Source organism: Mycobacterium sp. ELW1, from assembly GCF_008329905.1.
Classification (GTDB): Bacteria; Actinomycetota; Actinomycetes; order Mycobacteriales; family Mycobacteriaceae; genus Mycobacterium.
On sequence record NZ_CP032155.1, the window covers coordinates 5,874,539 to 5,885,437 of the forward strand.

The 10,899-nt window shown below is 66.3% G+C and carries 13 protein-coding genes and 1 tRNA gene; 2 read left to right on the forward strand and 12 right to left on the reverse strand.

From position 1 onward, the window contains the following. The first annotated feature begins 29 nt into the window (after positions 1–29). Positions 30–1,403 (forward strand): flavin monoamine oxidase family protein, encoded by a 1,374-nt coding sequence (locus D3H54_RS28210; protein ID WP_149382988.1) that lies wholly within the window; start codon positions 30–32, stop codon positions 1,401–1,403. 2 nt (positions 1,404–1,405) lie between these two features. Here D3H54_RS28210 and D3H54_RS28215 read toward each other — a convergent pair whose 3' ends face one another. The 3 genes from D3H54_RS28215 to D3H54_RS28225 are packed head-to-tail and all read right to left on the reverse strand — an operon-like array spanning position 1,406 to position 4,800. Then, positions 1,406–2,626, reverse strand: coding sequence for a cytochrome P450 (locus D3H54_RS28215; protein WP_149382989.1), 1,221 nt, complete (start codon positions 2,624–2,626; stop codon positions 1,406–1,408). A gap of 16 nt (positions 2,627–2,642) precedes the next feature. Beyond that, positions 2,643–3,875: a tRNA guanosine(34) transglycosylase Tgt gene (gene tgt, locus D3H54_RS28220; RefSeq protein WP_149382990.1), complete on the reverse strand. Its 1,233-nt coding sequence runs from the start codon at positions 3,873–3,875 to the stop codon at positions 2,643–2,645. 25 nt (positions 3,876–3,900) lie between these two features. Continuing rightward, positions 3,901–4,800, reverse strand: coding sequence for a haloalkane dehalogenase (locus tag D3H54_RS28225; RefSeq protein ID WP_149382991.1), 900 nt, complete (start codon positions 4,798–4,800; stop codon positions 3,901–3,903). Between the two features lie 184 nt (positions 4,801–4,984). Between D3H54_RS28225 and D3H54_RS28230 the strand changes: the two genes are divergently transcribed. After that, on the forward strand, positions 4,985–5,497 hold the full coding sequence (locus tag D3H54_RS28230; protein WP_149382992.1) for a lipoprotein LpqH: 513 nt from the start codon (positions 4,985–4,987) through the stop codon (positions 5,495–5,497). Between the two features lie 55 nt (positions 5,498–5,552). Here D3H54_RS28230 and D3H54_RS28235 read toward each other — a convergent pair whose 3' ends face one another. From D3H54_RS28235 to D3H54_RS28275, 9 genes are all read right to left on the reverse strand, one after another. Next, positions 5,553–6,914: a WS/DGAT/MGAT family O-acyltransferase gene (locus D3H54_RS28235; RefSeq protein WP_149382993.1), complete on the reverse strand. Its 1,362-nt coding sequence runs from the start codon at positions 6,912–6,914 to the stop codon at positions 5,553–5,555. Between the two features lie 179 nt (positions 6,915–7,093). Continuing rightward, positions 7,094–7,378: a hypothetical protein gene (locus D3H54_RS28240; RefSeq protein WP_149382994.1), complete on the reverse strand. Its 285-nt coding sequence runs from the start codon at positions 7,376–7,378 to the stop codon at positions 7,094–7,096. A gap of 118 nt (positions 7,379–7,496) precedes the next feature. Then, positions 7,497–7,769 (reverse strand): hypothetical protein, encoded by a 273-nt coding sequence (locus tag D3H54_RS28245; RefSeq protein WP_149382995.1) that lies wholly within the window; start codon positions 7,767–7,769, stop codon positions 7,497–7,499. Further along, entirely contained in the window at positions 7,769–8,863 is a 1,095-nt protein-coding gene (locus D3H54_RS28250) for a hypothetical protein (protein WP_149382996.1), read from the reverse strand. Before D3H54_RS28250 ends, D3H54_RS28245 begins: the two co-directional genes overlap by 1 nt. Beyond that, positions 8,864–9,151, reverse strand: coding sequence for a hypothetical protein (locus D3H54_RS28255; RefSeq protein WP_149382997.1), 288 nt, complete (start codon positions 9,149–9,151; stop codon positions 8,864–8,866). Positions 9,152–9,196: 45 nt separating this feature from the next. Next, positions 9,197–9,634 carry a hypothetical protein gene (locus D3H54_RS28260; RefSeq protein ID WP_149382998.1) on the reverse strand — a complete coding sequence of 146 codons (438 nt, stop codon included), beginning with the start codon at positions 9,632–9,634 and terminating at the stop codon, positions 9,197–9,199. 160 nt (positions 9,635–9,794) lie between these two features. After that, positions 9,795–9,885: transfer RNA gene (locus D3H54_RS28265), tRNA-Ser, on the reverse strand. Between the two features lie 28 nt (positions 9,886–9,913). Further along, the gene (locus D3H54_RS28270; protein ID WP_149382999.1) at positions 9,914–10,375 is read right to left on the reverse strand and encodes a nucleoside deaminase; all 462 of its coding nucleotides are present in this window, start codon (positions 10,373–10,375) and stop codon (positions 9,914–9,916) included. Beyond that, positions 10,372–10,890, reverse strand: a complete 519-nt coding sequence (locus tag D3H54_RS28275; RefSeq protein ID WP_149383000.1) for a tRNA adenosine deaminase-associated protein — start codon at positions 10,888–10,890, stop codon at positions 10,372–10,374. The genes D3H54_RS28270 and D3H54_RS28275 overlap by 4 nt, the downstream gene beginning before the upstream one ends. Positions 10,891–10,899: the final 9 nt, after the last annotated feature.

Below are 10,899 nucleotides of genomic sequence, written 5' to 3' on the forward strand. Positions count from 1 at the left end.
CCGGACCGGCACTGTGCCACAGTGTCCAGATGCCGAAGCAGACGCAGATCGACGCGGACGTCGTCATAGTCGGGGCCGGGCTGTCCGGAATGATTGCCGCCCGCGCTGTGCTGGCGGCCGGGCTGACACCGGTGGTCCTGGAGGCCGACGAGCGCGTCGGCGGTCGCATCCTCACCGAGGAGGTCATACCGGGCCTGCCCGTCGAGCTCGGCGCCCAGTGGATCGGCGACACCCACGAGAGGATGTTCCGGCTGGCCGCCGAGCTCGGCGTCGAGACCTACCCACAGTTCGACGACGGCGAGACGTCCTACGACCTGGTCGGGTCGGGAGTGTTGCGCGAGAGCGAATTCCATGCGCGCTTCGCCGACGAGCTGGCCGAGTTGGAGCGTGTACTGCGCCGGCTGGACGACCTTGCCACCGAGGTGCCCGTCGACGCTCCGTGGTCGGCAACCCAAGCGGCTGAGTGGGATTCCATCACCGCGGGGGCATGGTACGACGCCCAGGGATTGTCACCGGTGGCTCGCACCTTGGTGGAGATCTGTACGGTCGGGATTCTCGCGGTGCCGACCGCCGAGGTGTCGTTTCTGCACCTGCTGTTCACCATTCAGACCTGCGGGGTGACCTCGGAGCTGTTCGCCGAATCCGAAGGAGGCGCACAGACCACCCGGTTCGTCGGCGGCACCGGCGAGATCCCGCGCCGGCTGGCTGCGCTGATCGCCGATCACATCATGCTGACGGTCCCCGTCCAGCTGATCGAGCACTCCGCCGACGGCGTGCGCGTGCACTGCCGCGGCGGAGTGATCGCCCGCGGCCGCCGGGTGATCGTGGCCATCTCACCGACCCTCGCAGGCCGGATCATGTACGACCCTCCGCTTCCCGGGATGCGCGACCAGCTCACCCAGCGGCTGCCCAACGGATCTGCCATGAAGGCTTTCTTTGTCTACGACGAACCGTTCTGGCGCACTGACGGATTCAACGGTCAGCTGATCTCGGACGTCGGCCCCGCCCGGATGTCCAATGACACCTGCATCCCCGGCGACGATCACGGGGTGATCCTGATGTTCCTCGAAGGCGAACAGGCCCGCACCTTCGGTCGCCTACCCGAAGATGAACGGCGTGCCGCGCTGACAGCGGAGCTGGTGCGCCACTACGGCGGCAAGGCCGCCCATCCCGAGTTCTACGTCGACGGCGAATGGTCGGACCGGCAGTGGACCCGTGGCTGCTACAACGCCAACCTGGGCCCGCATGTGTGGACGGCCTACGGTCCGGCCCTGTCGGCGCCTATCGGCGTGATCCATTGGGCATCAACCGATACCGCGACGTACTGGAGCGCCTATATGGAGGGTGCCGTCGATGCCGGCGAGCGGGCTGCTGCCGAAGTGATCGACGCACTGGCCGGCTGAGTTCAGACGGCCACGTCGAGGCGGGCCATGCCGCGCAGCGTGACGTGCGGTTTGTAGGTCGGCTCAGCGGCCAGCCGGGCGTGCGGGAAGCGTCGGGTCACCGCGGTCAGCGCCACCGTGGCCTCCATGCGCGCCAGCGGCGCACCGAGGCAGAAGTGCGGTCCGTGCCCGAATGCCAGGTGGCGGATCGGGTTTCGCGTCGGATCGAATTCGTCGGGCCGTTCGGTCAAGGCCGGGTCGCGATGCGCTGCCGCCAGCAGCAGCATCATGATGTCGCCCTTGGGGATTCGGGTGTCACCGATCTGCATGTCCGCGCCGGCCACCCGGCTGACCAGCTGCACCGGCGGGTCGTAGCGCAGTGTCTCCTCGATGATGTTCGGGGCCAGGCCCGGGCCGGCACTCAATGCCGTCCAGTGCTCGCGGTGCCGCAACATCGCCAGGATGGCGTTGGCGATCAGGTTGACCGTCGTCTCGTGGCCTGCGATCAGCAGCAGGTTGCAGGTCGCGACGATCTCCTCTTCGGTGAGCTGGTCACCGGATTCCTCCACGGCGATCAGACCCGACATCAAGTCGTCGCGTGGCTCCGCGCGGCGGCGCTCCAGCAGATCGCGCAGGTAGCCGCGCAACCACATTCCGGCCTTCAGACGTTCTTCCAGACCCTGGGGCTCACCGGTGAACGTGGCGAAGGGATCCAGCCCTTGGGCCAAAAGTGTTGATGCCGAGCTGAATTGCGGTTCATCCTCGATCGGCACGCCGAGCAGCCGACAGATCACCGCCACCGGGAGCGGATGAGCCAGCTGCTCGATGGCATCGAATTCGCTTGTCTCGGAGGCTTTGTCGAGAAGGTCGTCGACCATCGTGGTGATGTCGGGCTCCAGCGCTTTGACCACTCGCGGCGAGAACGCCTTGCTGACCAGTTTGCGCAACCGGGTGTGATCAGGCGGGTCGAGGAACAGAAAGCCGGGGGTGCCGAACGGCCGGGGCTGCTCGCCGGCTTCGATGGCCCGCTGCGCGGCGGTCGATTTCAGCCGGTCACTGCACGAATCGGGGTGCCGCAGCACCTCGTCGCAGTCGGTGAAGCTGGACATCACGTGCAGGGTGGACTCGGGAATCAGCATCGGGCTGCGCTCGAGGATCTGCCGGTAGACCGGGTACGGGTTCGCCCGGTTGGCGGGGTCGAGCAGTTTTACCAGCAGCTCTTGCGGCTCGGTGGCAGCAGTCATCTACCTATTGTGCACGCTATTGTGCACGCGTCGAATGGCCGTAGTAGCTGCCGAGGACATCCGCCCGGAGCTCGTCGAACTCGCCGGCCACGATCGCGGCGCGGATCTGGTCGACCAGGCGGATGATGAACCGCTCGTTGTGGATCGTGCACAGCGTGGCGGACAGGATCTCTTTGGCCTTGAAGAGGTGGTGCAGGTAGGCCCGGGTGTAGTTGGCGCAGGTGTAGCAGTCGCAGTCGGCGTCGATCGGGGTGAAATCCCGCCGATAGCGTGCGCCGGTGATGTTGAACCGGCCGGTCGGCGAGTACACCGCCGCGTTGCGCGCGACCCGCGACGGCGACACGCAGTCGAAGGTGTCGGCACCGGCGGCGATCGCGGCGAACAGGTCGTCGGGCTCGCTGATGCCGAGCAGATGGCGCGGCTTGTCGTCGGGCAGCTCGTCGACGCACCATCCGACGATCGTGGCCAAGTTCTGTTTTTCCAGCGCTCCGCCGATGCCGTAACCGTCGAAGCCGCGTCCCTCGGAATCGACGATGCCGGCCAGGTCGCGCGATGCCTGACGGCGCAGGTCCTCGTACTGCGCGCCCTGAACCACCCCGAACAGCGCCTGCGCGGGCCGCTCCGGGCGTTCGGCGGTGAGCCTGCGGTGCTCGGCGATGCAGCGCACCGCCCACGCTTGCGTACGCGCCACCGAGTCCTCTTGGTAGCCACGGGTATTCACCAACGTCGTCAGCTCGTCGAACGCGAAGATGATGTCGGCGCCGATCTTGTGCTGAATCTGCATCGACACCTCGGGAGTGAACCGGTGCGTCGACCCGTCGAGATGCGAAATGAATGTCACGCCGTCGTCGTCGACATGCGCCAGCCGCTGCTTGCCCTCGGCGATCACGTCGTCGGCCTGTACCCGGTTGGCGTCCATCGACAGAACCTTGCGGAACCCGGCACCCAGCGACAGGACCTGGAACCCGCCGCTGTCGGTGAACGTCGGACCCGGCCAGTTCATGAACGCGCCCAGGCCGCCGGCCTCGTCGACGATGTCGGGGCCGGGCTGAAGGTAGAGGTGGTAGGCGTTGGCCAGGACGGCTTGCGCACCCAGCTCCCGCATCGTCTCGGGGAGCACCGCCTTCACGGTGGCCTTGGTGCCGACGGCGACGAACGCCGGGGTGTGGATATCGCCGTGGGGCGTGTGGATCACCCCGCTGCGTCCCCGCCGGCCGGGCAGTTCCGCGTCGACGGTGAAGAAGGGCACGTCGACATCTAACCAGCGCGCGGCGCTACTCCAGGAACCGCACGATGTGGCCGGCGAGCTCCTCCCCCGCATCCTCCTGGATGAAATGCCCGGCCCCGTGCAGCGTGGGGTGTTCGCGGCCCTGTGCCCCCGGCATCTGCTGGAAGATCGGGGCCATCGCGCCGGTGATCGGGTCGCCGTCGCTGAAGGCCACCAGCATCGGTGTCGAACCGGCGGTCAGGGTCGCCCACGCGCGCCGGTTCGCCTCGGCTGCGGGATCGTCCGGGGCGGTGGGGACCAAGCCGGGCATGGCCCGCGCAGCGGCGGTGAAGCTGTCGTCGGCGAAGGGGGCGTTGTAGGCATGGCGAACTTCGTCGCTCATCGGTCGCAGGCATCCCGACTCGACGAATCGGCCGACGTCGATGCTGGGCGAGTCCTGGATGGCGCGGCGGAACTGCCACCACACCTCGGGCATGTTGAAGTCACCCGTCGGCAGTCCGGTGTTGGCGACGACGATGCGGGCGAATCGGTCCGCGTTCTCCGCAGCCAGGCGCAGCCCGATCAGCCCACCCCAGTCCTGTCCGAACAACGTCACCCGCTGCAGATCGAGGACGTCGAACGCGAGCGCACGCATCCACTCGACGTGGCGGGCGTAGGTGTGGTCCTCGCGGCGGGTGGGTTTGTCGGAACGCCCGAAACCGACCAGATCCGGACAGATGACCCGATGCCCCGCGGCAGTGAGCACCGGGATCATCGTGCGGTACAGGAAGGACCACGTCGGTTCGCCGTGCAACAACAGAATTGGATCGGCGTGCTTCAGGCCTTCGTCGATCCAGGCCACTCGCAGACGTCCACCCTCGTCATCGTCGAGCTCGCAATAGTGCGGTGTATAAGGGAAATTCGGGATTCCTGCGAATCTGTCGTCGGGAGTACGCAATGTCTGCATGACCGAGAAGATACCGACTTTGCCTGTGCGGCTCGTCATTTGCCCCGATGTCGCGGAGAGTTTCGGTTCCTTGACTGGCAGACGGGTTTTTCGGCCATTCTTGCCATTACCCGGAATCTGCGCACCATAATTTTCTCCGATGATCCGCCAGTGTCGACGGATCACCCTACATAAGGAGAAATCGGTGAAACGTGCCCTGGTGGTGACCGTTGCCGGCGCCGCGGTCTTGGTGGCCGGCTTGTCAGGTTGTTCGAAAGATGACAACAAATCAACGTCGACGACGAGCGAAAAAGCAACTACATCCGCGGCCGCGACGACGACGAGTGCGGCTGGATCCCCCAGCGCGACCGCCGGTGCAGGGACCGCCAAGGTGACGATCGACGGCCAGGCGCAGAACGTCCAGGGTCAGGTCGTCTGCGCGACGGCCGGCGGCAACCTCAACATCGCGATCGGGGAGGCGACCACCGGCATCGCCGCCGTCCTGTCCGCGGACGCCTCGTCGGTGCAGTCCGTCGGCCTGGGGAATGTCAACGGCGTGACGCTGGGCTACACCGCGGGTGTGCCTGGTGGGGCGAATGCCACCGCGACCAAGGACGGCAACACCTACAAGATCAGCGGAACTGCGACGGGCGTCGACATGGCCAACCCGATGCAGCCGGTGACCAAGCCCTTCGAAATTCAGGTCACCTGCCCGTAGCGGCAGGCAGGACGAAGCGGCGGCGCCCCGAGGGGTCGCCGCCGCTTTCGTTGAGTTAGACCCCGACCGCCTTTTCGAGCCCGGCCAGCGAGTCCTCGAGCTGGGTGAGCAGCCGTTGCAGATGCGGAATGCTGCGCCGGCAGCCGACCAAGCCGAAGTCGAGATTGTCGGCGTTGTTGGACATCGTGATGTTGAGCGCTTGGCCATCGAGCGCGATCGACAACGGATAGTTGCCGTCCAGGCGTGCGCCGTGCCAGTACAGCGGCTCGCGGGCGCCGGGCACGTTGGAGATCACGATGTTGAACGGGGGCGCTGCGGCGGCGGCCAGCGCAGGCAGCAGGGTCAGGGCCAGCGGCGCCATGTTGAACGCCGACAAGGCCAGCTGCTGGATCTTGGGCAGCTGCAGGAACACCTCTTTGTTGCCGCTGATCGACGCGTTGATCGCCGCCAGGCGCTTGGCCGGGTCACTCTCGTCGGTGGCCAGGTTGCACAGGATGGCGCCGACCTGGTTGCCGCCACTGGACTGGTCGGCCTCGTCGCGCAGATTGACCGGAACCATGGCGATCAGCGGTTTGTCGGGCAGGGCATCCTGCTCGATCAGGTAGGCCCGCAGGGCACCGGCGCACATCGCCAGGATGACGTCGTTGACGGTGACACCGGCGGCGTCCTTGATCGCGATGATGCGTTTGAGCGGCCAGGACTGCGCGGCCACGCGACGGGCTCCACCGATCGGGACGTTGAACATCGTCTTGGGAGCTTCGAACGGCAGGGTCAGCTGCTGTTCGAGCAGGGCCGCTCGGGCGATGGTCACCGCGGAGGGGGCCAGCCCGGCGAGTGATCCGGCCGCTCGTCTCAGCCCGCCCAGTGGCGACCCGCGGCCCTTGTCTTTGGTGCGTGCGCGCGGCCCGATGGTCCACGGCGCCCGGATCTCGTCGCCCTGCGGATCCGTCGAGAGCGTGCGCCGGGTCAGCTTCATCGCCGAGACGCCGTCGAGCAGCGAGTGGTGAACCTTGGTGTAGACGGCGACCCGCCCGTCGTTGAGCCCTTCGACCAGATGGGTCTCCCACAGCGGCCGGTGCCGATCGAGCAGACTGCCGTGCAGCCGCGAGGTCAGCTCGAGGAGTTCACGGACCCGGCCCGGCTGGGGCAGCGCCGAGCGGCGCAGGTGGTATTCGAGGTCGATGTCCCGATCGAAGGCCCAGGTCAGGTTCGCGATGCCGCCGAAGAACGCACCGGGATGCTTGCGGAACGTCGGCTGCACGTCCTGGTAGGTGAGCAGATCGTTGTAGATCCCGGCCAGGAACTCCGGACCCATGCCCTCGGGTGGCTCGAACAGCTGCAGGCCGCCGACGTGCATGGGATGTTCTCGCGACTCGGCCAGCAAGAACATCGAGTCGGTCGGTGAAATCAGCTCCATCGATGACCTCCGCTTAGATGTCTAACCCGTGTGCCCGTTACACCGGTTTGCCACACGGAATTCATCGCGATGTCGAACCCGGATTCGCGGCGGACGCCACGAGTGTGCGAACTGATACGCCCGCGCCGGAGTGTCGCGGATGAAACCGCACGACGGAATGGTGTTGGGTGCCGCGCGGGTCAGCGGTGACCACCACCGCCTCCACCGCCGCCACCGCTGTGGTTGCCGCCGTTGAAGCCAGGCTCGGCCACCTCGGCCTCGGTGAGCTGATCGCTGGTGTCGGGAATGATCGTCGGGGCGCAGTTCATCGAGAAGCTGTCCTCGGTGTCGCTGTCCTGGCACTGGGCCGCCAGCCGCGGCGCGGGGTCGGCGATGGCGAACACCGCGACAGCCGGGGCGGCCGCGATCACCAATCCGATTGCGGCGTAAAGCAATCGTCGGGTGCTGGTCGAAGCGCTCGTCATGATCTCAAACCCCCTGGCATACACCGTTGAATCCTCAAAGCGCCAGGGTAGGTGAGGTTCCTGGGAATCGCGACGCGTCGGGCGCTATTCACAGCCATGCCGCAGGCAGGGCGGCGATTCACGTAACGACGACCACCAGCAGGTAGACGCTGAACAGGATCGGCAGAACCGGCGCAGACCAGAAGGCCGCGGCCTTGAGCGTGTGCCTGTGGCGGACGGCTAAGGCCACTGCGATCGAGGTGAGGGCAACCAGCACGATGGCACCGGAGAGCACCCAGAAGCGCACTGGCGTAGTTGCCGCGATGATCGCAGTTGCGCCGAGCCAGACGATGTAACCGACTACCGCCCCGATGAGGGCGGACAGCATCCTGCGTATCGGTGTGGTCGCCATCAGACGACGACCACTCCAGGCTGCGGCGGTCGACTCGGCAGCCTGGTGTTGAGATTGTCGGCGAACACCTGCCACACGGCCTTATTCAGCCAGCTGGTGCCCGGTATGAGGCTGAGGTCTGACACGGGACCCGATGCGGCGACGCGCAATTCCCAAGTCAGGCGTCCGGGTATCGGACTTGCCGGCGCTTGGACGACGCTGAAAGTGATTGTGCGGCCGGCACCTTCGTTATGGCCCGGCAGCGATACGAAGGTAAAGCTGTCGGGGGTGACACTCATAACCTTCACCGGCTCGTTCTCACCAAACGGTCCTGTGAGGTTGATCGTGGCACCTTCGACTAGGTCAGCCGGATCCGCGGTGAAGGTGAAGTAATTGTTGAAATGCGCCCGGATCTCACTCATGATCTGCTCTTTCGTCCAGCCCTCCGGTGTGCTGAACGGGTAGCCGTAGTGATAGCTGCCATACCCTCCGCCGGGCGCGGGAGGGTCGCTGGTGTCATCCGCCGGAGAATCCTTAAAGCGGAGGGCGCTTGCGGGCTGCACGACGTTCTCCCCCTCACCGTCGAGGAAGTTCGCAGCACCGACACCTGCCGTGGCATTCCGTATTCGCGCCGCGATCTGGCAATCAGCGACGACGAGTTCGCCTACCCGGGCTCCTATGTCCGTAGCGAAGGCTTCAGCCTCAGCCTGCCAAATTGCCATGTCCGCCGGTCTGACCGTATTGCGGGTGGTGACCGAAAAGTCCTCCCCGACAACGAATCCAGCTTCGCTTGCTCGATGCACCGAATCAATGACTCGCTGTTTGGCATACGCGATCTGATCAGCGCCACGCTCAGCGATTCGCGCGGCTTCGTGAAGCCGGTCAGCCACGCCGGTGACGCGCAGACGGTCCGAGAAAGCCCGTACTTGGGCGGCCTCAGAGGCCGAGCCGTCCCACCGGGTGCCACCCGGAACGGATATCTGCGATGAGACGCGCGCGAAAGCGTCCTCCCACCCAGCCGCTGTGTCAGTCCAGCGGGCCGCCGCCTCGCTGAGGTGGCCGACATCCCAGGCACGGACCTGCGTTAGCGACGGGATCACACCGATGGCGGCCATCTACACCTCGGCTGCCAGAACACGCAGGTTACTGGCCGAGTGATCCTCATTCACTTCATAGTGCGCGGCCGTGATGCTGAGGCTCGCGGCGGTGTCCTGCATCCGTGCACCCATCGCACGGGCGGCGACGGCAGCGTCGGCGTCGGCTTCATTGATGGCCGCGACCGTCGCCTGCCACGTCGACCCACTGGGCGCGTAGTTAGTCCCGGCGGCTATCGCCGCGCCAAGGGACCGACAATCCGTGGCTAGCTGGTTCAATCCGACGCAGCTGGTGTCCAGCAAACCCATAGCGCCGATCTTAGGAGCTGGTCCCCGACCAGCAAGTCACCGCAATCAGCCGGCCGTGCCGATGCCGCTTCGGGAGATCGTGAATCCGCGACCGCCCGCCGCGGTGCAGCTGACCCCGCTCTCTTCGGAGCGGCACGTGAATTGCCCGAGCGCCATCGTCTTCCCGTAGGCGAGCATGGGGATCCCCGGTGCAGCATTGCCGAGGCAGCTCACGCCGGTACAGGACTTGAAGGTGCCGTCGTTGTTCAACGTCACCGACTGGGGCGGGGTGTCGGTCTGGCAGTACACCCCGTCCTCACCGACGCGGCCCCCGGTGTTGATCTCACAACTGATGTTGCGCGACGGCGAGTAGAAGCCGCAGTACTGGCCTACCGATGTGCAGACCGACTCGTCAGCCGCCGCACCCGGTGCATCGAGAAGCGAGCCGACGACGAAAACGGTTGTCGCTGCGACAAACACCCGAGCCCGGAGATCTTTCGCCATGCTTACTACCTTGACTGAAGATCCGTGGATGCGCTGGCGATCGGGCAAACCACCTGCGTCGAGCGTGCGGGTTGTCGTCGACATTTCGTGCCTTTACCACCGAGAACCCGCACGGTCGGCGAACAAAAGCCCCGCAACCCACAACGGGGTCCGGGGCTTATGGCGGTGGCGGAGGGATTTGAACCCTCGGACGGGGGTTACCCGTCACACGCTTTCGAGGCGTGCTCCTTAGGCCGCTCGGACACGCCACCGTCGAAGAGCTTACGTGTCGCGGGTGGGCTAACCCAAATCGCGCTGACGAGCGAAAAAGCCCTCCAACAGTGCGGCGCATTCCTCGGCGAGCACTCCCCCGCGCACCTCCGGCCGGTGCGTCAACCGCCGGTCCCGCACCACGTCCCAAAGTGAGCCCGCCGCACCGGTTTTGGGCTCCCAGGCACCGAAAACCACCCGCGCCACCCGGGCCATCACCAACGCGCCCGCACACATCGTGCACGGCTCGACGGTCACCGCCAGCGTGGTCCCCGCCAGCCGCCACCCGTCGCCGTAGACCTGGGCCGCCGCCCGCAGCGCCAGGATCTCGGCGTGTGCGGTCGGGTCACCGAGCTTCTCGCGGGCGTTGGCCGCCCGGGCCAGCTCGGTGCCGTCGGGTCCGAACACCACCGCACCGATCGGCACATCCTCGGACCCGGCCAGTGCGGCGGCGTCGATGGCCGCGCGCACCTGGAGTTCGTCGCGATTCACCGCTCGAGGCGGTCGAGCACTGCTGACAGCTCGTCGGCGAAACCCATCTCCCGCGCGATCCGGCCGAGTTGTTCGTCGGCGTAAAGATCGGTCTCGTCGAGGATCACGCTCAGCACCGGCTCGGGCAGCCCGATGTCGGCCAGGACAGCGAGATCACCCTCCTCGAAGGGGTCGGCATCTTCGAGATCTTCCGGCGAAATGTCGGCGTCCAGAGTCTCCAGCGCCTCGGCGGCAATGTCGTAATCCAGTGCCGCCGTCGCGTCCGACAACAGCAGCCGAGTACCCGACGGCGCCGGCCGAACGATCAGAAAGAACTCGTCGTCGATGTCCAGTAACCCGAACACCGCGCCGGCGCTGCGCAATTCTCGCAACTCCGTCTCGGCGGCAGCCAGGCTGGTCAAAACCTTTGCGCTCATGGCTGAGCAACGCCACTTGCCGTCCTCGCGAACCACGGCCACCCCGAAGCCATCCGGGGCCTCCGACCCGGGGCTGTTCTGGGCGCGCTGTGCTTCCATGGGCGCATA